Origin of the sequence: Streptomyces virginiae (genome assembly GCF_041432505.1) — a bacterium.
Classification (GTDB): domain Bacteria; phylum Actinomycetota; class Actinomycetes; order Streptomycetales; family Streptomycetaceae; genus Streptomyces; species Streptomyces virginiae_A.
The window spans coordinates 5729656-5751386 of the sequence record NZ_CP107871.1; the positions used below are offsets into that span (position 1 = coordinate 5729656).

A 21731-nucleotide genomic window follows, 5' to 3' on the forward strand; every position below is an offset into this window, starting at 1 on the left:
TGCGGGGAGGGCGGAGGTTCTGAAATCAATTGTGGACTAGACCATTCTGTTCTGTCCATCCAATGACAGGGCCTGGAAACCCGTCACTTCCTCCAACAGTACGCGGCCCTCGCCCCCCTTGGATACTCCTGAGTACCGCCGTGGGGAAAGTCATGGCTCGTACCCGGGGTACGCTCGCAAGGTGCCCTCCATGAACGACCTCGTACGCCAGCACACCGCTCTCGGTGAAACCGACCTGGAGTGGCTCCACCTGCTGGTCTCGGAGTGGCAGCTGCTCTCCGACCTGTCCTTCGCCGACCTCGTCCTGTGGGTGCCCACCCTCGACGGGACGCGGTACGTCTCGGTCGCCCAGATGCGCCCGAACACCGGTCCCACCTCGTACCAGGACGACATGGTCGGCCACCTGGTGCCGCGAGGCCGCCGCCCGCTGCTGGACGCGGCGCTCGACGAGGGCCGGATCGTGCGCGAGGGCGACCCCGAGTGGCGCGAGGAGGTGCCGGTCCGCGTCGAGTCGATCCCCGTCCGCCGTGAGGGCCGGGTACTGGGAGTGATCGCGCGCAACACCAATCTGCTCACTGTGCGTACACCGAGCCGGCTGGAGCTGACCTACCTCCAGTCCGCCTCCGACCTCGCCCAGATGATCGCGGCGGGCTCCTTCCCGTTCCCCGGCCAGCAGGTCGACATGGACGCCTCCCCGCGGGTCGGGGACGGCCTGATCCGCCTCGACGCCGACGGCGTGGTCACCTACGCCTCTCCGAACGCGCTCTCCGCCTACCACCGGCTCGGCCTCGCCTCCGACCTCGTCGGCCAGCACCTGGGCAACACCACGGCCGAACTCGCCCCGTCCCGCGGACCGGTGGACGAGGCGCTGGTCAAGCTCGCGAGCGGCTGGGCCCCCCGGGAGACCGAGGTCGACGGCAACGGCGGGGTCATCCAGCTCCGCGCCATCCCGCTCAAGCCGAAGGGCACCCGGATCGGCTCCCTGGTGCTGTGCCGCGACGTCACGGAACTGCGTCGTCGCGAACGTGAATTGATCACCAAGGACGCGACCATCCGGGAGATCCATCACCGGGTGAAGAACAACCTCCAGACCGTGGCCGCGCTCTTGCGGCTCCAGTCCCGCCGGATGGACTCGCCGCAGGGCCGCGAGGCGCTGAACGAGGCCGTGCGCCGTGTCGGATCGATCGCGATCGTGCACGAGACGCTGTCTCAGAACCTCGACGAGCGGGTCGAGTTCGACGAGATCGCCGACCGCGTCATCGCGATGGTCTCGGAGATCTCCCCGGGCAAGGTCGACTGCCGACGCACCGGCAGGTTCGGGATCCTGGACGCGGAGGTCGCCACCCCGCTGTCGATGGTGCTCACGGAGATCCTGCAGAACGCCCTGGAGCACGCCTTCACCCAGGGGGAGGGGGGCACCGTGGAGGTGGCCGCGATCCGCACCGGAACCGGTCGTACCGACGGCCGGCTGCTGATCACCGTGCTCGACGACGGCAGCGGCCTGCCCGAGGGATTCGACCCCCAGCGGGCCGGCAATCTCGGGCTGCAGATCGTACGGACCCTCGTGGAGGGGGAGCTCGGCGGCACGTTCGACATGCTGCGGGCCGAGCCGCGCGGCACCAAGGTCGTCCTCGACATCCCGTCCAGCCCACAGAAGTAGCGCGGAAACAGCAGCGATGTCGTGACTTAACGTGACGGTCGGGCCGGCGCCCGGGCGCCGCTGCCGTCACCGGCCGTCACCCGACATTCGGTCCCCGCAGACCGGAATCGGACCCCGAACAGCACTGAGCCCCGGACCGAATGATTCGGTCCGGGGCCCAAGAGCACGGTGCTGAGCGCTTGTTCGGTACTACGCGCTGCGCGTCGAGGCTCGAAAGTCGTTTGTCAGGCGCTGGCGTTGCGCGCCCGGTTGCGAGCGGCGCGGCGCTTCATGGCGCGGCGCTCGTCCTCGCTGAGACCGCCCCAGACGCCGGAGTCCTGACCGGACTCGAGCGCCCACTGCAGGCACTGCTCCATGACGGGGCAACGGCGGCAGACGGCCTTGGCTTCCTCGATCTGCAGCAGCGCAGGACCGGTGTTGCCGATGGGGAAGAAGAGTTCCGGGTCTTCCTCACGACAAACGGCGTTGTGACGCCAGTCCATGGCTGCTCCATCTCCTTGTATTGCGAACAGGTTGCTTGTGAATGTGAACGCTTTCACGAATCCCCCCGTGAGGGAAGCGCGACCGCCCGGTTTCACGCGGGTGATCAATCAGAGATTCGTGGAGGGGTTCTGGCGGTCTGTGTGGGTGCCGGGTGTTGCGGGCTGTCCCGATCGCCATGAAGAGATTCGCAAACCTCGGACGGGGATACAACCCCTTCCGGAAAGTTTTTTTTGATTCGTCGGTGTCTACTAGGTCACAGCCCTACATCGTGAGGGTGGACCGGCGCGTAAACGTTCGAGTGAAAGGCCTCCGGGCCCTTCTACTCACACAATCACACGCAGTGCACGGCGTACGCCTGTGAACCGAACGCTGGTCCGCAGTCCGAGGTGATCGCCGTCCATCTGGAAGGGAAGCGGAACCTTCGAATGCAAGGTGAAGTCGGTCAGATCGTGCAGAGACACCGCGTGCTTGCCGTGTGGACCCCGCTCAGGAGTGGAGGTCAGGAGCTGTGTCGCGTACCGCGCGACCGCCGGAGTTGACAAACGGTCCAGTGCCAATACGTCAAGCGCAGTATCGAACGAGGCTTCGGGAGAGGCATAAAGGGGACGATTCCCCAGATACGTCCACGGTGACGTATTGCACACTATCGACAGCACCAGATCGGTCACCGGGTCCGCGCCGGGGCGCTCCAGCGTGACCGTGCCGTGATGCCGGTTCGGCTCCTCCCAGAACTGACGCATCAGCTGTCGCACATACAGAGCGTGCGTCGAACGCTTGCCGCGCTCGCGCTGCTGCTCCACCCGACCCACCACACCCGCGTCGAAGCCGAAGCCCGCGCAGAAGGTGAACCAGCGGGCCGGGACCGACTCGTCCTCCGTACCCGGGGTGCCGGCCGCAAGGCCCAGGCCCACCGTCCGCTCGCGCTGCTCCCGCAGCGCGTCCAGCAGCGCGCCGGTCGCCTCGACCGCGTCGTTGGGCAGTCCCAGGGCGCGCGCGAACACATTGGTGGAGCCGCCGGGGACCACCGCCAGCCGCGGCAACCGCTCGGGATCGGGCCCGTTGTGCAGGAGACCGTTGACCACTTCGTTGACCGTGCCGTCGCCGCCGAGGGCGACGACGAGGTCGAGCCCCTCGTGCGCGGCCTTGCGCCCCAGGTCCCGGGCGTGCCCGCGGTACTCGGTGGTGACCGCCTCCAGCTTCATCTCGCTGGCCAGGGCATGGGTCAGGACGTCGCGCGTGCGCGCACTGGTGGTGGTCGCTGCTGGGTTGGCCACGAGAAGTGCACGCATGAGCGCCAGACTACCCACCCCTTCGGACGCCGACCCTACTGCCCGTCCCCTCCGGGGTCCGGGCCGCGCCGCTACCCTGCTGGAGTGAGTAAGAAGCAGCCCGCGAATGCCCCCGCCCCCGCTCCCGCAGCCGATGTCCCGACCGCCGCGCTGCCCGGCCGGCTGACCGCGGCCGCCGCGCTCACGGCCCTGGAGGGCCTGGCCCTGGCCGGCCTCGGGCTCTACATGTTGTTCGTGGGGATCGCGGGTGACCCCGACTCCCCGCAGCAGGCCGAGACGGGTGGGATCACCCTGCTCGCGCTCGCCGCGCTGCCGCTGATCGCGGCCCGGGGGTTGCGCCTGGGCCGCCGCTGGAGCCGCGGCCCGGCCCTGATCACCCAGCTGATGGCGCTGCCGGTGGCCTGGACCCTCTACAGCACCGGCGGTGCGATGATCGCCGCCGCCGTGGCGCTGGCCGTGGCCGCGGTGGCCGTCGTGGCGCTCCTGGTCAATCCGACGGCGACCGAGGCTCTCGGTATCGGGCCCGGGGAACAGGCCCGATAACCGGTCGTCCGGTTCTTGCCGCGCTCGCCTACTCCTCGACGAGGAGCTTGTCGCGGAGCTGGGCCAGGGTGCGGGCCAGCAGCCGGGAGACGTGCATCTGGGAGATGCCGACCTCCTGGGCGATCTGCGACTGGGTCATGTTGCCGAAGAAGCGAAGCAGCAGGATCCGCTTCTCCCGCGGCGGCAGACCCTCCAGCAGCGGCTTGAGGGACTCGCGGTACTCGACGCCCTCCAGGGCCTCGTCCTCCGCGCCCAGGGTGTCCGCGACCGCCGGCGACTCGTCGTCGGTGTCCGGGACGTCGAGGGAGAGCGTGCTGTAGGCATTGGCCGATTCCAGCCCCTCCAGCACCTCCTCCTCGGAGATCCCCAGCCGCTCGGCCAGTTCGTGCACCGTCGGGGAGCGGCCGTGCTGCTGGGACAGTTCGGCCGTGGCCGTCGTCAGCGAGAGCCGCAGCTCCTGCAGACGACGCGGTACCCGCACGGCCCAGCCCTTGTCACGGAAGTGGCGCTTGATCTCGCCGACCACCGTGGGCGTGGCGTACGTGGAGAACTCGACCCCGCGGTCCGGGTCGAACCGGTCCACCGACTTGATCAGGCCGATCGTCGCGACCTGGGTCAGGTCGTCGAGCGGCTCACCGCGGTTGCGGAAGCGCCGCGCCAGGTGTTCCACCAGCGGCAGGTGCATCCGTACCAGCCGATTGCGCAGCTCGGCCTTCTCCACCGACCCGTCGGGCAGCGCCCGCAGCTCGATGAACAGGGCCCGAGCGCCGCTGCGGTCGCGCGGATCCGGCAGCGCCGGGGTCGCGGCGAACACCGGCACCGGCACCACCACGGGGGCCGCGGCCTCGGCCTCGGCTCCCGTCGTGGTCGGCTGGGGTGGTTGTGGTTGTTCCTGCTGGTTCTCGCTCATAGGGCCCGCCCGTCGCTCCGCCGAGTCCAAAAAGCCGTCTTCCGCATCCGCGTCAGCCGGGTGCGGCCGGGCGTGCTGCTGCTCCGGGATGCCGCCGTCGACCTCGTGCCGTACCCGGGGCCGATCCCCGCCCCGCACCGGGATCTCCCCGCCGCTCACGCCGGGCCTGGTCCCGCGCCGCGCTGTTTGTAGAGGCTGATGCTCACCGTCTTGTTCTCCTCGACCGTGGCCTCGACCTTGCCGGCCAGCGCCGACAGGACCGTCCACGCGAACGTGTCACGCTCCGGTGCGCGCCCGTCGGTGGTCGGCGCCGAGACGGTCACCTCCAGCGAATCGTCGATCAGCCGGAACACGCAACTGAGGACGGAGCCCGGCACGGCCTGCTGGAGCAGGATCGCGCAGGCCTCGTCCACCGCGATGCGGAGGTCCTCGATCTCGTCGAGGGTGAAGTCCAAACGTGCCGCGAGGCCGGCCGTGGCCGTCCGCAGCACCGACAGGTAGGCACCCGCAGCGGGCAGCCGGACTTCCACGAAGTCCTGAGTCCCGGGCTCGCCTGCGATCTGGGACACCCTCACCTCCAAGGTGGTACGAGCTCTGTTCGCCGGTGACGCTATCGCGATCCGGGCGATCGTGTCGCGGCACCCCTCTTGGTGCCCGCTTCGAGCACCCCGCCTGCGAGCCAGTGACTGATGGTAAGCCCATGGGTACGCACAGTGGCTAGGGGTCTGCGGGGCCCAAATCAGGGGAACCGGCGGAGGGTTGAACTACCCCGCTTCAGACGATCGAACCGTCGACAAAACACCAGCGCCAGGTCTCACCCGGTTCGAAGCTCCGCATGACGGGATGCCCGGTCTCCTGGTGGTGCGCCGTGGCGTGCCGGTGGGGCGAGGAATCACAGCAGGCCACCTGCCCGCACACCAGGCACATCCGCAGCTGCACGGGGTGGCTGCCGAGGGCCAGGCACTCGGGGCAGGTGTGGTCCGAGGGCACCGGTTCGGGACGCGGCAGTTCGGCAACGTGGGTGCACTCGCTCATCGCATTCTCCTTGTACCGGAACCGCGGCCTTCAGTCTCGGGGCGAACCGCGCGCACGGGCCGGAGCCGCGATGCGGCGGAGTGTCGTTGCGTCACGCTTTGACCGGAGCTTGATCTCGTACAGAATACGTTCCCGCCGTGCGAGTCCTGGGGATCTCCTCGGCCAAGCCCGCGCGTTCGGGGCGAGCGGCCGATGATTGAGGTGGATCTTCGATGGAGGTATTGCCGCTGGTGGCGCTGATCGCCGGTAGTGCGGCGGTCGCCGGGCTGGCGCGCCGGACCCCGGTGCCCGCGCCCCTGCTGCTGGTCGCCGCCGGTCTGCTGGCCGGGTACGTGCCGGGGGTGCCCGCGTACGCCCTCGACCCGCACATCGTGCTGCCGTTGCTGCTCCCGCCGCTGCTGTACACGGCCGCCGTGGACAGCTCGTACCTGGACCTGCGCGCGAACGTCCGGCCCATCGCGATGCTCTCGGTGGGCTACGTGCTCTTCGCGACGCTCGTCGTCGGGTACGCGGCGTACGCGCTGGTGCCGGGGCTCTCCGTGCCGGTGGCGCTGGTGCTGGGCGCGGTGATCGCCCCGCCGGACGCGGTCGCCGCCACCGCGATCGCCCGCAAACTCAAACTGCCGAACCGGATCACGACCATCCTGCAGGGTGAGTCCCTGGTCAACGACGCGACCGCGATCACCGCCTACAAGGTGGCGCTGGCCGCCGCCGTCGGGGTGAGCGCCGGCTGGGCGGGCGGGATCGCGGAATTCCTGCTGGCCTCGGTGGGCGGCATCGGCGTGGGCCTGCTGCTGATGGTGCCGATCCACCATCTGCGCACGCGACTGAAGGAACCCCTGCTCCAGAACACCCTCTCGCTGCTGATCCCCTTCGTGGCGTACGCGGCCGCCGAGCGGGTGCACGCCTCCGGGGTGCTCGCGGTGGTCGTGGTGGCGCTCTACCTCGGGCACCGGAACTGGCAGGTCGACTTCGCCACCCGGCTCCAGGAGGAGGCGGTGTGGAAGGTGGTCGCCTTCGTGCTGGAGTCCGTGGTCTTCGCGCTGATCGGGCTCCAGCTGCCGGTGGTCCTCAAGGGGCTCGGCGAGTACGACGGCCTGCACGCGGCCTGGTACGCGATCGCCGTGTTCCTGGCGGTGGTGGTGGCCCGGTTCCTGTGGGTCTTCCCGGCGACCTTCGTGCCCCGCTGGATCTCGCCACGGATCCGGGACCGGGAGCCGGAGACCGACTGGAAGGCCCCGGTGATCGTGGGGTGGGCCGGGATGCGCGGCGTGGTCTCGTTGGCCATCGCCTTCTCCGTGCCGATGTCGGTGCCGCACCGGAATCTGATCCTGTTCCTGACCTTCACCACGGTCATCGGGACGCTGGTGGTGCAGGGGCTGACGCTGCCGCCGCTGATCCGGGCACTGAAGCTGCCGCCGAAGGACGTGCAGGCGGAGACCCTGGCGGAGGCGCAGGCGCAGAGCGAGGCCTCGCGGGCGGCCGAGGAACGGCTGGCCGAGCTGCTGGAGGAGCCGGAGAACAGCACGCTGCCGCCGCCGCTGGCGGACCGGCTGCGGACGGTCATGGAGCGCCGGCGCAACGCGGTGTGGGAACGGCTGGGCGAGGTCAATCCGGAGACGGGGGAGTCGGCGGACGACATCTACCGGCGGCTCGCGCGGGAGATGATCGCGGCCGAGCGGGAGGTCTTCGTGACTCTGCGGGACCAGCGGCGGATCGACGACGAGATGCTGCGGGCGTTGCTGCGCCGGTTGGACCTGGAGGAGGCCGCGGCCTACCGCGAGGAGGGCTGAGCGAGGACGGGCGCGGTCACGGACGGCCGGTGACGACGGCGGCGAGGGTGGTGCCGCGCGGGAAGGCGCCGGACGCGGTGAGCTCGGCCAGGGCCCAGAGCAGCTTGGCCACGTAGATCCGCTCCACCGGGAGGCCGTGGCGGGCGCCGAAGTCGGCGGCGAAGGCCTCCAGCTCGGCCGGGACGCGGGCGTAACCGCCGTGGTGGAAGTCCTCGGCCAGGGTCCAGTCGCCGGCCGGGCCCCCGAAGGCGGCCGCCTGGAGGGAACGTATCTCCGCGGCCAGGAAGCCGCCCGCCAGGACCGGAACCCCGAGCGCCCGCTGCCCGGGGTCCAGCCCGGCCGCGAGGCCCGCCAGCGTCCCGCCGGTACCGCAGGCCACCGCCACCACGTCGGCGGCGCCGCGCAGTTCCCGGCCGAGCTCGGCGCAGCCACTCAGGGCGAGGGCGTTGCTGCCGCCCTCGGGGACGACGTACGCGCCGCGCGCGTCCGCCTCGTCCACCAGCCGGGCGAGCTCCTGCGGCTCGGCCTTGCGGCGGTACCGCGACCGGGACACGAAGTGCAGCCGCATCCCGTCGGCGACGCACCGGGCGAGGGAGTCGTTCAGGGGCCGTCCGGCGAGCTCGTCCCCACGGACGATCCCGACCGTCGCCAGCCCGAGCGAGCGCCCGGCGGCGGCGGTGGCCCGCAGGTGGTTCGAGTAGGCCCCGCCGAAGGTGACCAGCTGCTCGTGACCACCCGCCACGGCCGCCCGAAGATTGGGCGCGAGCTTGCGCCACTTGTTGCCGGGCAGCTCCGGATGGACGAGGTCGTCCCGCTTCAGCAGGAGCCGTACGCCGTGCTCCGCGAACCGCTCGTCATGGACCTCCAGCAACGGCGACGGCGGTCGCGGCCGCAGGAGCACGTCGACATTCACGGGCGGTTTCACCCGTCCATTGTGATCCGCCCCCACCCGTGCCGCCGCACGCCGGGTCCGACCCGCGCGTCCGACCCGCGCGTCCGACACTTCTCGGAGCATCGCCGCGCGCCGTACCTCGGCTGACCACGTACCGGCTGCGGCGGCGAGCGGCCCGGGCGGGGGCGGTGCCCGGGGGGTTCTTCACGTGTCGTGGGTCATCAGTGATGATGGAGCGTCAGATCCGTTGAACATGGGGGGAATTCATGGGCGGCAGTGATGCGATTCCGTTCGGTGTGGTGGGGCTCGTGGTCATCGTCCTGGCCTACTTCATTCCCACCGCGGTCGCGTTCGGGCGAGGGGTGCCCAACAAGGGGTCCGTTCTCGTGGTCAACCTGTTCCTGGGCTGGTCCGTCGTGGGGTGGGTGATCGCGCTGGCCATGGCCGCGCGCAGCAGGTAGCGGTGCTCCGTCGTCGTCCCCGGCATGCTGCCGGGGACGACGGCCCGGGGAGGGGCCCGGAGCCGCCGGCCGTGGGGCCGGCTACTTCAGGCGCTCGCCGATGCGGGCGCGCATGGCGTCCATCGTGAAGCCCCTGGGGTCGACCTTGCCCGGCTGCCACTCGCGATGGCCGATCACCGAGCGTTCCGTCCAGCGGTGGAAGCGGCAGATCGCCGCCGAGGCGCGGGCGATGGCGTCGAGCTGGACCGCCGGCCAGGGGTCCACGCCGTCGCCCAGGTTCTCGCACTCGAAGCCGTAGAAGTAGCGGTTGCCGTCGGTGTCCGTCTCGTTGTCCGGCGGCAGCCGCTTCTCGGCGATCACCGCGGCCAGGACGTCGGAGTCGCCCGCGCCCGCGTGGTTGGCGCGGCCGTAGCCCACGAGGTGGACCCGCCCGTCCTTGGCGATCACGCCGTGGCAGAGCGGGCCGGGCAGGGCGCTGTGGCCCTCCCGGCAGAGCTCGACGGTGTACGCGGTGCCCCGGGTGACGGTGTGGTGGATCATCACCCCGTGCACCGGCCCCCAGGGGCCCTTGTGGTTGCGGTTGTGGGTGCGCCAGGCGCCGACTTCGACGACGGTCAGGCCCTCGTTGCGCAGTGCGTTGATGAAACGGTCCGCGGACATGGGTGCGGCCATGGCCGCCTCCTTCGTTGCGGTGCGCGACGGACACCCTGTGTGTCCGTATCGTCACCCTCCGGTTTAGCGGAGGCGTCCCTTCCACGGCTAGTGCATTCGTACGGTGAGCGAGCCGATCCGGCCAATGATCAGGCCGATGCGAGCCACAGGTCCGGACCGAAGACCTCGTAGTGGATGTCGGCGGCCGGCAGCCCCTTGGCGATCAACTGCTCGCGCACCGACCGCATGAAGGGGAGCGGACCGCACAGGTAGGCCCGGGTGCCCGGGGCGAGGGGAACGGTCGCCAGGTCCATGCGGCCCTCGCCGTCGCCCGGCTCCGCCGCCTCCTCGTACCAGAACCGGGCCGAGGCGTCGGCCAGTTTGTGGGTCAGTGCCCGGTGGTCGCCCCGCAGCGGGTGATCGGCGGGGGAGCGGTCGGCGTGCAGCACGGTCACCGGGGCGGTGTGCCCGGTCTCGGCCAGGTGCTCCAGCATCGAAAGCATCGGGGTGCAGCCGATGCCGGCCGAGGCGAGCAGCACCGGGGCGACCGAGTCCGCCAGGACCAGGTCGCCGTACGGGGCCGAGATCCGCAGGGTGTCGCCGGTGCGGATCCGGGCGTGCAGGTGGTTGGAGACCTCGCCGTCGGGGCCCGCGGCGGCCGGGCCGTGCACCCGCTTGACGGTGATCGCGCGCACCGCGGAACCGGGAGAGGTGATGAGGCTGTACTGGCGGATCTGGCGTGCGCCGTCCGGGAGCTCGACCTGGACCGAGACGTACTGGCCGGGCCGGTGCGTGGGCGCGGGGGCGCCGTCCGCGGGGGCGATCCGGAAGGTGGCGCAGTCCGCCGTCTCCTCCGCCCGGCCGGTGACGGTCCACTCGCGCCACACGTCGCCGGCGACCACCCGCTGTTCGGCGTAGAGCCGTTCCTCCAGGGTGATCAGGGCGTTCGCCATCAGCCAGTAGACCTCGTCCCAGGCCTGCGCGACCTCGGGGGTGACGGCCTCGCCGAGGACCTCGGCGATCGCCGCGAAGAGGTGTTCGTGGACGACTGTGTACTGCGCGCGGGTGACGCCGAGGCTGGCGTGCTTGTGGGCGATGCGGCCGAGCATCACGTCGGGGCGGGTGTCCGGGTGGGCGAGCAGGTGGGTGGCGAAGGCGGCGACGGAGCCCGCGAGGGCCTGCTGCTGGAGGCCGGAGCGCTGGTTGCCCCGGTTGAAGAGGTCGCGGATCAGTGCCGGGTGGGCCGCGAAGAGCTTGGTGTAGAAGAGCTCGGCTATGTCGCCGATCGCCGCCCCGACGGCGGGCAGGGTGGCTCGTACGGTCGCGCTCGACTTCTCGGACAGCATGCGGAACTCCTCGCGTGGTGCTCGTGACTGTGTGAATTTGCATCTAAGATGCATATTTTTGATCGCAGAGGGCCGCCGGAAGGCGGACTTCTGTTCGGACTCCCGCCGGATCGCGGCGGTTATCGGCCGGCCCCGAGGGTCAGGGGCCCCCGACTCCCCCGACCCCGGTCGGCGCCCTGCTCGAAATGCCGAGCAGGAGCGGCCCCGTGGGGGATGCCACCAGGTCGTTCACCGTGAGCGGGTCCAGTGCGGCGAAGAAGGCCTCCTGGGCCCGACGCAGCGCGCCGCGCAGCACGCAGGCGCCGCGCAGCGGGCAGGGCGTGGCGCCCTCGCACTCCACGACGTCGCCCTCACCCTCCAGCTCGCGCACCACCGCGCCGACCGGCGCGGCGCGTCCGGCGGCGGTCAGGGTGAGCCCGCCGCCACGACCGCGCCGGGCCTCGACCAGGCCGAGGTGCTGCAGCCTGGCGACCACTTTGGCGGTGTGCGTGTAGGGGACCTCCATGGTCGCCGCCACGTCACGGGTGGTCGGGAGGTCCGTCTCCTCGACGGCCAGGCGCATCAGGACGCGCAGGGCCAGGTCGGTGAATCGGGTCAGCCGCATGGGGACACCGTAGGGAAACTTGCATATCCGATGCAAGTTAGGCCCCTCGGGGTGTGCGTCGGCCTCTCGCGCGTGGCCGAAACCGATGGGGTGCGTGGGGCTGGGGTGGCTCATGAGGGGGATGGGTGACCCCAAAGGGTGCCCCGCACCCACACGGAGTAGTCCCACCCTTTTGTGTAATGGTCCCACCACGTTCCGTGCTGAAAGGCTGGTCCCGCAGATCCATGGAGTGATCGAAAGGGAAAGACATGTCGGTCCAGGCAGGTTCCGAGTCAGAGGCCCAGACACCGCAGCGCAGTCTTGGGACGACGGCCGCACGGAACTTGGCAACCACGACCAAGTCCGCGCCGCAGATGCAGGAGATCACCTCGCGGTGGCTCCTGAAGATGCTGCCGTGGGTGTCGGTGCAGGGCGGCACGTACCGGGTCAACCGCAGGCTCAGCTACTCGGTCGGCAACGGCGTCGTGGAGTTCATCAAGACCGGCACCCAGGTCCAGGTGATCCCGGCCGAGCTCGGCGAGCTCCCGCTCCTGCGCGACTACGAGGACCTCGACGTCCTCGGTGAACTCGCCCAGCGGTGCCGGCAGATCGACTTCGAACCCGGCCAGGAACTCACCTCCTTCGGCAGCCCCGCCGACCAGGTCTTCCTGCTCGCCCACGGTCGCATCGACCAGATCGGCTCCGGCCCCTACGGGGAGGACGCCGTCCTGGCGAGCGTCGCCGACGGCGCGTACTTCGGCGACGACTCCCTCGTCGATGAAGAATCGATTTGGGAGTACACCGCCCGCGCCGCCACCTCCGGCACCGCCCTCACCCTGTCCCGCCAGGACTTCCAGCTCCTCGCCGACCGCGTCGACTCGCTGCGCGAGCACGTCGAGGACGTACGGACCCGACCCGACCGGGAGACCAACCGGTACGGCGAGGCCGCGATCGAGCTCTCCGCCGGCCACCAGGGCGAGGCCGTCCTCCCCGGCACCTTCGTGGACTACGAGGCCCGCCCGCGCGAGTACGAACTCTCCATCGCGCAAACGGTCCTGCGGGTCCACAGCCGCGTCGCCGACCTCTACAACCACCCGATGAACCAGACCGAGCAGCAGTTGCGGCTCACGGTCGAGGCGCTGCGCGAGCGCCAGGAGCACGAGATGCTCAACAACCGCGACTTCGGCCTGCTCCACAACGCCGACTACGACCAGCGCATCCAGCCGCACGACGGCGCGCCCAGCCCCGACGACATGGACCAGCTGCTCAGCATGCGGCGCGGCTCCAAGCTGTTCCTGGCGCACCCCAAGGCGATCGCCGCCTTCGGCCGCGAGTGCAACAAGCGCGGCATCTACCCGGAGTCGGTGGACGTCGGCGGCAACCGGGTACCGGCCTGGCGCGGGGTGCCGATCTTCCCCAGCAACAAGATCCCGATCAGCGACGCCCGCACCACGTCCATCCTGTGCATGCGTACCGGCGAGGACGAGCAGGGCGTGATCGGCCTGCACCAGCCGGGCATCCCGGACGAGATCGAGCCGAGCCTGTCGGTCCGTTTCATGGGCATCAGCGAGCAGGCGATCATCTCCTACCTGGTCACCGCCTACTTCTCCGCCGCGGTGCTGGTTCCGGACGCGCTCGGCGTGCTGGAGAACGTCGAGATCGGACGCTGGCGCTGACCGCCGTGAACGCCATCGCGACCGGTGAGGGCCAGGACGCCGCGGCCCTGCTGGAACGGACGAGAGAAGCGGTCGACCCGCAGCTGCGCCGCACGGTCGAGAGCCTGCCGGGTCAGATGCGGCGCGTGGCGATGTACCACTTCGGTTGGGAGCACGAGGACGGCAGCCCCGCCGCGGGCGGGGCCGGCAAGGCCATCCGGCCGGCCCTGGTGCTGGCCGCGGCCCAGGCCCTGCGCGGTCCCGGGGCCGGCCCGGTCGAGGAGGCCGTACGGGCGGCGGCGGCCGTGGAGCTGGCGCACAACTTCACGCTGCTGCACGACGACATCATCGACAAGGACGTCCGGCGGCGCGGCCGGCCCACGGCCTGGACCGTCTTCGGCACACCGGACGCCATCATCACCGGCGACGCGATGATGGCGCTCGCGCTGCGGCTGCTCGCGGAGGATCCGCATCCGGCCGCCGCGGCGGCCTCGGCCCGCCTGGCGGCCTGCATCATCGAGCTGTGCGCGGGCCAGCAGGCGGACTGCGCCTTCGAGCAGCGCCCGGAGGTCTCGCTCGATGAGTGCCTGGCCATGGCCACGGCCAAGACCGGGGCGCTCCTGGGCTGCGCCTGCGCGCTGGGCGCCCTGTACGCGGGGGCCGGCCCGGACGAGGTCGACGCCATGGACGCCTTCGGGCGGGAGGCCGGCCTGGCCTTCCAGCTGATCGACGACCTGATCGGCATCTGGGGGGACCCGGGGCACACCGGCAAGCCCGCCGGGGCCGACCTGATCGCCCGCAAGAAGTCCCTCCCGGTCGTGGCCGCCCTCACCTCGGGCACCGCGGCCGGGAAGGAGCTGGCCGAGCTGTACGCCGGCCCCATGACCGGGGACGACGTGCGCCGGGCGGCCGACGCGGTGGACCGGGCCGGCGGGCGCGACTGGGCGCAGGCGGAGGCCGCCGACCGGATGGGACGCGCGGTCCAGCAGCTGTCCCGGGCCGTACCGGACCTCGGGGCGGCGGGCGGGCTGTTGGCGCTCGCGGAGTTCGTGACGCGCCGTACGAGGTGAGCCCGAGGGGGGCGACGAGGGGGGAAGGGGTTCGAGGCCTGTTCCGGTGCCGCACGGTGCCGGAACGGGCCTTACCGCATTCCTGTGCCAACTCTAGGATCACTCGCGGTTGTTGAGAGACGAGTGAAGGGTGTGACCAGTGGCACTGGAGATACGTCAGGCGGATCGGTCGGATCGGGACGCGGTGGCACGGCTGCTCGACGAGGCCTTCCGCACGGACCCGGTGAGCAGCTGGGTCTTCCCGGACCCGGAGCACCGGGCCGCGGTGCACGAGACGTTCCTGGGCGTCTTCGTGGACGTGGCGCTGGAGGAGGGCCGGATCGACTACGCCGCCGACGGCTCGGCGGCGGCGCTGTGGCTGCGGATCCCGGCGGGTGAGCCGGAGGGGGAGGACGAGGTCCCGGCCCGGATGCGGGCCGTGGCGGACCCGGACAACGAGCGGTGCGAGCTGGTCGGGCGCCTCACGGGTGCGGTGCACCCGACGGCCGAGGAGCACGAGTACCTGCTGATGATCGCGGTCGCACCGGGCCGGCAGGGGCAGGGGCTCGGCAGCGAGCTGATCGCGCCGGTGCTGGAGCGCTGCGACCGCGAGGGCGTGCCGGCGTACCTGGAGGCGAGCAGCGAGCGCAGCAAGGGCTTGTACGAACGGCTCGGCTGGGAGTTCACGGGAGAGGCGGTGCGACTTCCGGACGGGCCGCTGATGTGGCCGATGTGGCGCAAGCCGCGCGGCTGAGGGCCGCGCGGGGCCCTTCCGGAAGGCGAGGTCCTTACGGAAGGCGAGGGGCGCGAGGGCTTGCGTAACCACTACAGGCAAAGTACTTTACTCGACGTGTCCCGATGCGGTGGCACTGCCCAGTGGAAGAGAATCGCTTGCGCAAGCTCACGTACCTCATCGCCACCTCCGTCGACGGGTTCATGGCGGACCCGGACGGGGACGGCGATTTCTTCAACGACTACCTGGACCCCGAATACCTCGGATACCTCACGTCCGAGTACCCGGAGACCCTGCCGACCCACGCACACGACACGCTGGGCGTCGACATCTCGACCGCCCGGCACTTCGACGCGATCGTCATGGGGCGCGGCACCTACGATCCGGCCCTCAAGATGGGCATCACGAGCCCGTACGCCCACCTCGAGCAGTACGTGGCCTCACGCTCGATCGCGGTCACGCCCGACCCGGCGGTCGAGCTGATCAGCGGGGACCTGGCGGCCCGGGTGCGGGAGCTGAAGGCCCGGGACGGGCTCGGGATCTACCTCTGCGGAGGCGCGGACCTCGCCGCCCAGGTGGTCGACGAGATCGACGAGTTCGTGATCAAGACCTACCCGGTCCTCACCGGGAGCGGGATCCCCCTCACCCGGGCCGGCTTCGCCCGGCGCGACCTGGAACTGACCGGGGTCAAGGCTTTCGGCGGCGGCCAGGTCGTGACCACCTATACGCGGAGGCGCTGACCCGCCGAACGCACGGAACCGGCCTACCGTGGAGGTATGGCCGGTGAACAGCAGCACCACACGCACGAGACGGTGGCCCCGCAGGCCGGGCACGAACAGCGGACGTGCCCGGCGTGCGGACGCCACGTCGACACAGTGGTCAGGCGGCGCAAGTCCCTCGGGATCTTCATTCCGGTGTGGGGTCGGGGTCCCTGCCGGAACCCCGACTGCCATGACTACGCGGACCCCGAGGAGCGGTGACTCAGCCCTTGGTGGCGAGATCCTTCACGCCCAGGCCCGAGGCGAAGCCGTTGGCCCAGAGCTGGTTGACGCGCGAGCGCTCGGCGGAGTTCGGGTTGGCGTTCGTGCACGACGTGCCCGGGCCGCCACCCGACATCAGCTCGCTGCACGGACCCGAGTAGTGGTCCGGCAGACCCAGCACGTGGCCGGTCTCGTGCGCCGTCACCCGGGTGGAGTTGTACTGCTGGTTCTGCCGGTAGTCCAGGAAGATGTAACCCCGGCCGTGCCCGTCCGTGCTCGCGTACGAGCCACGTGAGTCGTTGCCCTCGCGGTACGAGAAGTTCCCGCCCGAGGACACCTCCTGCAGCTTGACGTTGGACACCGAGCTGTTCCAGATCTGCGTGGAGCGGGCTATCTGGGAGCGGAAGCTGGGGGCACTGCGGGTGTTGTACGTGACGGTCACGGCCAGAACGCCGGGGTTGGCGGCGCGCTGCTCGGCGACCGAGCGCTGCACGGCATCGAAGAAGGCCGCGTTGGCGGCCTCGTTCTCCGGCGAACGCTCGTACGCGGCGTAGCTCACGGCGTTTCCGACGGGAGCGGGCGCGGCGGTGGCGGTGGGGACGACACCAAGGGTGGCGGCGAGGCCGAGGCCGACGGTCGTGGCCAGCATGGCCTTACGGGAGTGGCGCATGTGGGGGAGCTCCTACTCGTCCGGTGCGGTGGGGGGTGGTCTTTCGAACCGGAGTCTGCGGGAGCCCACGTGCCCGGCGGATGATGTCACTCCCCGATAACGCGGGCCTATCGGCAAGATTTCGGCAGCCCAACAAGCATGAGAATGGCGGGATTCGGGGGGCTATCGGTGGCTGGTGCGGTCCACAGGGACCGGCCTACCCTCAGGTCATGGAGCTTGAGGTCAGGCATCTGCGCGCACTGTGCGCCATCGCCGACGCCGGAAGCCTGCACAAGGCCGCCCGGCAACTCGGCGTGAGCCAGCCCTCCCTGACGACCCAACTGCGCCGCATCGAACGGGCCCTCGACGGCGAGCTGTTCCTGCGCGAGCGGACCGGCTGCCGCCCCACCCCCTTCGGCCGGACCGTCCTGGGCCGGGCCCGCCCACTCCTCGCCGAGATGGCCGCGCTGGTCGCCGAGGCACGCGAACTGGCCCACGCCTCGCGGCTGCGCATCGGCTCGACCGCCAGCAGCGCGCTGCCGGGCTGGCTGCGGCGGATCCACCGGCGACTTCCGGACACCGAGACCTCGCTGGTCGTCGACGTCTCCGCCAACGCACTGCTCCGGATGGTCGCCGCGGGACAACTGGACGTGGCGTTCGTGCACGAGGTGGAGGGCAGCCCGCTACGGGTGCCGCCCGGACTGCAGGTGCGCGTGCTCATGGAACGGGAACCGCAGTTCGTGTCGATGTCCCGGGACCATCCGGCCGCCGGACAGGCGGTCGTCTCCTTACGGGACCTGGCCGCCGACCGCTGGATGGTCGACCCCTCGGTCGACGGCGAGTGGGACGGCCTGCGCCGGGTCTTCGCCGGAGCCGGACTCGATCCGCCGGTGCTGCACGCCGACTACCACACGGCCGCCTCGTTGATCATCTCCGGTGAGGCGGTCGCCCCCTGCCAGCCGACCTCCGGGCCGCGCGAGGACATGGCGATCCGGCCGCTCTGCGGGGACCCGCTCGCCGTACGCCTGCTGCTGGCCACCCGACCCGGCGCGCACGCGGAGGTCTACGAGGACCTGCGCGCCGCCTATCGCGAGGCCGCCCTGCGGACGCCCCCGTACCGGGCCTGGCTGCACCACCACGCCAGCCCCCTGCTGGAGGTGGCGTAGCCTCACGCGGCAAGGCACCCCCAAGGGGCGGCTTCCGGATCGGGACCAGGGCGGCGGCCGACCCCGCCGCGGCGGACGTGACGCAGGTCACGGGAACTCCACCCCGGGTGCCGGACAGCCGACAGGAGTGACCACACAGATGCGAACCCGGGTGCGGTCCGGGGATCCGGACGCCTACGCGGAGCTGTTCGACAGCTACGCGCGCACCCTCTACAACCACGCCTTCCGGATGACCGGCGACTGGGCCGCCGCGGAGGACGTCATGTCCGCCGCCTTCCTGGAGGCATGGCGGCTGCGCGGCACGATCGACGCCGAGGGTGGCTCGCTGCGGCCCTGGCTGCTGGGCATCGCCACCAACCTCGCCCGCAACCACTGCCGCAGCAACCGGCGCTACCGGGCCGCCGCGGCCGCCGCCACGGCGGCGGCCGGCGCCGCCTCCGTGCCCGACCACGCCGAGGAGGTGGCCGGCCGCCTCGACGACCGGCGGCAGATCGCGGCCACGCTCGGGCAGCTGAGCGCGCTGCGCGCACCCGAGCGCGAAGTGCTCCTGCTGTGCCTGGGCGAGGGCCTGGAGTACGCCGAGGCCGCCCAGGTCCTCGGCATCCCGGTCGGAACCGTCCGTTCCCGGCTGTCCCGGGCTCGTACGAAGCTACGCAAACTCGCCGATGCGGAACTGAAGAAGAAAAAGCGGGAACTCGTGGCTCGCCCCCGACAGGCATACGGCGACCGCACGAACGCGGTCCGGTCCGCACAGGAAGGAACCCGATGAACGCCGACCTCTCCCGCCCCCGCCCGGCCGGCCAGGAGGAGAACTCCCCCCTCCCGCCGTTCGTCGAACGGGAACTGCCCTTGGGCCGCCACCAGTTCCACAAGGAGCGCCTGATGGCCCAGATCCACGAAGACCTCCGCGCCGCCGACGTCCCCACGCCCGCCCCGGCCGGCCCCGCCCGCGCGGGCCGCACCCGGAGCCCGTTCTCGCGCCGGGCGTTCTTCGTGCCCGCCGCGGCCTTCGCCCTGGCCGGCGCGCTCGCCGCCGGCTTCCTGTCCTACGTGGACCAGGGCGCCCCGGACGGACCCGGCTCCACGATGGCCACGGGCCCGGCGCTCACCACCCGGATCGGCGCCGCCGACCCCCAGGGGACGCCGCAGCTCCTGGACCGCATCTCCCTGGCCTCCTCCGCCGCCTCGGCCTCCGGCCCGGCGGTGCGGGCGGACCAGTTCATCTACATCGGGAGCAGGACGGCCAACACGTACGTGAAGACCGTCGGCGACAAGAGCACCCTGGTCAGCGAAGAACTGCACATGCGCCACCAGTGGAACTCCCCGGACGGCACCAAGGGCTGGCTGATCGAGCCCGGCAACACCGGCCCGGAGGGCGTGACCCTGGCGGGACGCGACGAGAAGGGCAACGTGCCGACGCCCTACCTCAACGCGCCCACCTACAACTACCTCGCGGGGCTCCCCACCGACCCCGACGTGCTGCTGAAGCGCATCTACCAGGAGACCGAGGGCCACGGCCGAGGCCCCGACCAGGAGGCGTTCACCACGATCGGCGACCTGCTGCGCGGCAGCTACCCGCCGGCCGAGCTCACGGCCGCGCTGTACAAGGCCGCGGCGAAGATCCCCGGCGTGGTCACGGTGGACGACGCGGTCGACGCCGCGGGCCGCAGCGGGATCGCGGTCGCCCGGCTCGACGAGCACTCCGGACAGCGTGAAGAGTGGATCTTCGACCGTCAGACCCTCACCTTCCTCGGCGAGCGCAGCGTCCAGGTGCAGGGCGAGTCCGGCGAGCAGGGCCTGATCAAGCCCGGCACGGTCGTGTACACCAGCGCCGTCATGAGTCGGACGGTCGTCGACCGGATGAAGGAGCTGCCGACCGCGACCCGCTGACCACCCACCCGACGTCCGGGCCCGGTGCACTCCCCGGCGCCCGGGCGTCGTCCCTAGCGCCGCGCCCGGGCCCGGTCGTACGCCAAGGTCGCGGTCCCCTGAGCGAGCAGGACCGCCCCCGCCGTCGCCCAGCCCGGGCTGCGGCGGTGGGCCGCCCAGGCCAGCAGGGGCGCTCCCGCCGCCACTTGGGCCGCGCCCAGCAGCCGGGCCCGCGGGCCGCGGACCCACGGGCCCAGCGGGCCCCGTTCCGCCGCGTCGAATTCGGCCCGTACCGCGTCGCGCCAGCCCGACCACTCCAGCGGTTCCACGCCGGGCGCCACCCGGGCCGCGGCCCGTAGCCGGTCGGCCGATTCGCCCGGGGCGAGCCCGGGCGGCAGCGCCAGCCCGGCACGCGTGAGCAGGGCGACCAGCGCGAGCAGCCGGGCCTCCCCGTCCACGGCGGGGTCGGGGTCGGCGCGGGTGAGGCGTTCCAGTTCCTCCAGGTCGAGCACGGGGTCCAGGCCGAGCCGCGCCGACAGGGACCGCATGGCATCGGGCTCGCCGGACGGACCCCCGGCCGCGTCCCAGGTGTGGACGACGGACCGCCGGAACCCGCCGGCCAGGGCGAATCCGGCCCGGCCGGACTCCCACCACAGGCTCAGGACCGGCCAGGTGGTGCCCGTCGCGAGCGCCGAGCCCCAGCCCGTGAGGACCTGCGCCACGGTCTCGGGGCCGTCCCGCCAGGGCTTGTCCTCGGGGACGAGCACGCTCCATCCGCCCGCCGGGGCGAGCAGCAGGCGCACGCGCAACAGGTGTGCCGGGGGCCGGACGGCAAGGGGTTCGGCGCGGCAGAGCAGCATTCCGCCGGTCGCGGCCCTGGATATTGACATGCCCACACAATAGTGCAAAACGGACCGATCGGTGGGGTTCCGGCAGGGCGCTTGACTTCCCTCAACCGCGATATATCGTGTTAACAGAAGACGCGATATGTTGCGTGCGTCGAGCCCGGTCCGTGAACGCACGAGGAGGATCAGCACCATGGCAGAGCAGTCGCCCGAGTCGTCGTCGCCGACGACGTGGCACTTCGCCGAAGCGCAGAAGCTCACCTTCGGGGAGCCGGTGACCGAGCTCCGCGTCCGCCTCGTGAGCGGCACGGTGAACGTGGTCGCCGCCGAGGAGGGACCGGCCCGCCTGGAAGTGACCGAGGTGGACGGACCGCCGCTGTACGTCGTACAGGACGGCGGCACGCTGACCGTCTCCTACGAGGACCTGCCCTGGAACGGCTCCCAGGGCCTCAAGCAGTGGTTCGAGACCAAGCCGTGGAAGGCCTGGGCCGGTTCCGCCTCCGGCCGCAAGGCCTGGGAGCGCAGCGTCGCGATCACCCTTACCGTGCCCGCCGCCACGCAGGTCCACGTGGCAGCGGTCGGCGCCGCCGTCTTCGTCTCCGGCATCTCCGGCGGCACGGACGTCAACACGGTCTCCGGCGACGCCACCCTGGTCGGGCTGTCCGGCCGGGTCAAGGCGCACACCGTGTCCGGCAGCGTCGAGGCCCAGTCCGTCTCCGGCGAGTTCGGCTTCCACTCCGTCTCCGGCGGCCTGACGGTGGTCGACGGCTCGGGCGGCAACGTACGGGCCGACTCGGTCAGCGGTGACATGCTCATCGACCTCGCCGCGGACCCGGCCGCCCCCGAGCCGGTGGACATCTTCCTCAACTCCGTCTCCGGGCAGGTCGCGATCCGCCTCCCGCACCCCGCCGACGCCAAGGTCGAGGCCAACACCGCCACCGGGCGCGTCTCCAACGCCTTCGAGGACCTGCGGGTCTCCGGGCAGATGGGCGCCAAGCGGATCACCGGAACCCTCGGCTCCGGCGCGGGCACCCTGCGGGCGACCACGGTCTCGGGCTCGATCGCGCTGCTGCGCCGCCCGCAGGCCGACGCCGAGGGCCCCGCGGCCCCCCTCACGCTCGACAAGAAGGTGCTCTGAC

The 21731-nt window shown here is 71.4% G+C and carries 24 protein-coding genes; 13 read left to right on the top strand and 11 right to left on the bottom strand.

The window, feature by feature from the left end; genetic code table 11:
* Positions 1-190 precede the first annotated feature (190 nt).
* Positions 191-1660, top strand: a complete 1470-nt coding sequence (locus OG624_RS26865; RefSeq protein WP_033218652.1) for a sensor histidine kinase — start codon at positions 191-193, stop codon at positions 1658-1660.
* 224 nt (positions 1661-1884) lie between these two features.
* On the opposite strand, the gene OG624_RS26870 is transcribed toward OG624_RS26865, so the two are convergent.
* The gene (locus OG624_RS26870; RefSeq protein ID WP_003953983.1) at positions 1885-2142 is read right to left on the bottom strand and encodes a WhiB family transcriptional regulator; all 258 of its coding nucleotides are present in this window, start codon (positions 2140-2142) and stop codon (positions 1885-1887) included.
* 324 nt (positions 2143-2466) lie between these two features.
* The gene (locus tag OG624_RS26875; protein WP_033219071.1) at positions 2467-3432 is read right to left on the bottom strand and encodes a diacylglycerol/lipid kinase family protein; all 966 of its coding nucleotides are present in this window, start codon (positions 3430-3432) and stop codon (positions 2467-2469) included.
* 84 nt (positions 3433-3516) lie between these two features.
* Here OG624_RS26875 and OG624_RS26880 point away from each other — a divergent pair, with 84 nt between their 5' ends.
* The gene (locus tag OG624_RS26880; protein WP_030711589.1) at positions 3517-3975 is read left to right on the top strand and encodes a hypothetical protein; all 459 of its coding nucleotides are present in this window, start codon (positions 3517-3519) and stop codon (positions 3973-3975) included.
* A gap of 28 nt (positions 3976-4003) precedes the next feature.
* Here the strand turns inward: OG624_RS26880 and OG624_RS26885 are convergent, their stop codons facing one another.
* The 3 genes from OG624_RS26885 to OG624_RS26895 form a co-directional block, all read right to left on the bottom strand.
* Positions 4004-5044, bottom strand: a complete 1041-nt coding sequence (locus OG624_RS26885) for an RNA polymerase sigma factor SigF (protein ID WP_030711586.1) — start codon at positions 5042-5044, stop codon at positions 4004-4006.
* Complete coding sequence (locus OG624_RS26890; RefSeq protein WP_033218654.1) at positions 5041-5454, bottom strand: anti-sigma regulatory factor; 414 nt, start codon at positions 5452-5454, stop codon at positions 5041-5043. The genes OG624_RS26885 and OG624_RS26890 overlap by 4 nt, the downstream gene beginning before the upstream one ends.
* Before the next feature lie 205 nt (positions 5455-5659).
* Positions 5660-5920: a UBP-type zinc finger domain-containing protein gene (locus OG624_RS26895; protein ID WP_033218655.1), complete on the bottom strand. Its 261-nt coding sequence runs from the start codon at positions 5918-5920 to the stop codon at positions 5660-5662.
* 212 nt (positions 5921-6132) lie between these two features.
* Here OG624_RS26895 and OG624_RS26900 point away from each other — a divergent pair, with 212 nt between their 5' ends.
* Positions 6133-7713 (top strand): Na+/H+ antiporter, encoded by a 1581-nt coding sequence (locus OG624_RS26900; RefSeq protein WP_033218656.1) that lies wholly within the window; start codon positions 6133-6135, stop codon positions 7711-7713.
* Between the two features lie 16 nt (positions 7714-7729).
* Here OG624_RS26900 and OG624_RS26905 read toward each other — a convergent pair whose 3' ends face one another.
* Positions 7730-8638 (bottom strand): 1-aminocyclopropane-1-carboxylate deaminase/D-cysteine desulfhydrase, encoded by a 909-nt coding sequence (locus OG624_RS26905; RefSeq protein ID WP_033218657.1) that lies wholly within the window; start codon positions 8636-8638, stop codon positions 7730-7732.
* Positions 8639-8871: 233 nt separating this feature from the next.
* Here OG624_RS26905 and OG624_RS26910 point away from each other — a divergent pair, with 233 nt between their 5' ends.
* A complete protein-coding gene (locus OG624_RS26910) occupies positions 8872-9066 on the top strand; it encodes a superinfection immunity protein (RefSeq protein ID WP_033218660.1) in 195 nt (64 codons plus the stop codon).
* An 81-nt stretch (positions 9067-9147) separates the two neighbouring features.
* On the opposite strand, the gene OG624_RS26915 is transcribed toward OG624_RS26910, so the two are convergent.
* From OG624_RS26915 to OG624_RS26925, 3 genes are all read right to left on the bottom strand, one after another.
* Positions 9148-9738 (bottom strand): N-acetylmuramoyl-L-alanine amidase, encoded by a 591-nt coding sequence (locus OG624_RS26915; protein WP_033218662.1) that lies wholly within the window; start codon positions 9736-9738, stop codon positions 9148-9150.
* 128 nt (positions 9739-9866) lie between these two features.
* Complete coding sequence (locus tag OG624_RS26920; RefSeq protein WP_033218664.1) at positions 9867-11063, bottom strand: globin domain-containing protein; 1197 nt, start codon at positions 11061-11063, stop codon at positions 9867-9869.
* A 139-nt stretch (positions 11064-11202) separates the two neighbouring features.
* The gene (locus tag OG624_RS26925; protein ID WP_033218666.1) at positions 11203-11667 is read right to left on the bottom strand and encodes an RrF2 family transcriptional regulator; all 465 of its coding nucleotides are present in this window, start codon (positions 11665-11667) and stop codon (positions 11203-11205) included.
* 248 nt (positions 11668-11915) lie between these two features.
* Here OG624_RS26925 and OG624_RS26930 point away from each other — a divergent pair, with 248 nt between their 5' ends.
* From OG624_RS26930 to OG624_RS26950, 5 genes are all read left to right on the top strand, one after another.
* Entirely contained in the window at positions 11916-13322 is a 1407-nt protein-coding gene (locus tag OG624_RS26930; protein ID WP_371639920.1) for a family 2B encapsulin nanocompartment shell protein, read from the top strand.
* Entirely contained in the window at positions 13313-14371 is a 1059-nt protein-coding gene (locus tag OG624_RS26935; protein ID WP_033219072.1) for a family 2 encapsulin nanocompartment cargo protein polyprenyl transferase, read from the top strand. The genes OG624_RS26930 and OG624_RS26935 overlap by 10 nt, the downstream gene beginning before the upstream one ends.
* A gap of 139 nt (positions 14372-14510) precedes the next feature.
* A complete protein-coding gene (locus OG624_RS26940) occupies positions 14511-15104 on the top strand; it encodes a GNAT family N-acetyltransferase (protein WP_033218674.1) in 594 nt (197 codons plus the stop codon).
* A gap of 137 nt (positions 15105-15241) precedes the next feature.
* Positions 15242-15823, top strand: coding sequence for a dihydrofolate reductase family protein (locus tag OG624_RS26945; RefSeq protein ID WP_033218676.1), 582 nt, complete (start codon positions 15242-15244; stop codon positions 15821-15823).
* A gap of 36 nt (positions 15824-15859) precedes the next feature.
* Positions 15860-16063 (top strand): hypothetical protein, encoded by a 204-nt coding sequence (locus tag OG624_RS26950; RefSeq protein WP_033218678.1) that lies wholly within the window; start codon positions 15860-15862, stop codon positions 16061-16063.
* 1 nt (position 16064) lies between these two features.
* Here the strand turns inward: OG624_RS26950 and snpA are convergent, their stop codons facing one another.
* Positions 16065-16733, bottom strand: a complete 669-nt coding sequence (gene snpA, locus OG624_RS26955; protein WP_033218680.1) for a snapalysin — start codon at positions 16731-16733, stop codon at positions 16065-16067.
* Between the two features lie 209 nt (positions 16734-16942).
* On the opposite strand from snpA, the gene OG624_RS26960 reads away from it, so the two are divergent.
* The 3 genes from OG624_RS26960 (at position 16943) to OG624_RS26970 (ending at position 19768) form a co-directional block, all read left to right on the top strand.
* The gene (locus tag OG624_RS26960) at positions 16943-17878 is read left to right on the top strand and encodes a LysR family transcriptional regulator (protein WP_030711543.1); all 936 of its coding nucleotides are present in this window, start codon (positions 16943-16945) and stop codon (positions 17876-17878) included.
* Positions 17879-18017: 139 nt separating this feature from the next.
* The gene (locus tag OG624_RS26965) at positions 18018-18647 is read left to right on the top strand and encodes an RNA polymerase sigma factor (RefSeq protein ID WP_208869328.1); all 630 of its coding nucleotides are present in this window, start codon (positions 18018-18020) and stop codon (positions 18645-18647) included.
* A complete protein-coding gene (locus tag OG624_RS26970) occupies positions 18644-19768 on the top strand; it encodes a CU044_5270 family protein (RefSeq protein ID WP_033218687.1) in 1125 nt (374 codons plus the stop codon). Before OG624_RS26965 ends, OG624_RS26970 begins: the two co-directional genes overlap by 4 nt.
* 53 nt (positions 19769-19821) lie before the next feature.
* Here the strand turns inward: OG624_RS26970 and OG624_RS26975 are convergent, their stop codons facing one another.
* A complete protein-coding gene (locus OG624_RS26975) occupies positions 19822-20637 on the bottom strand; it encodes a hypothetical protein (protein ID WP_033219074.1) in 816 nt (271 codons plus the stop codon).
* A 148-nt stretch (positions 20638-20785) separates the two neighbouring features.
* On the opposite strand from OG624_RS26975, the gene OG624_RS26980 reads away from it, so the two are divergent.
* Positions 20786-21730: a DUF4097 family beta strand repeat-containing protein gene (locus OG624_RS26980; protein ID WP_033218689.1), complete on the top strand. Its 945-nt coding sequence runs from the start codon at positions 20786-20788 to the stop codon at positions 21728-21730.
* The last annotated feature ends 1 nt before the right edge of the window (position 21731 follow it).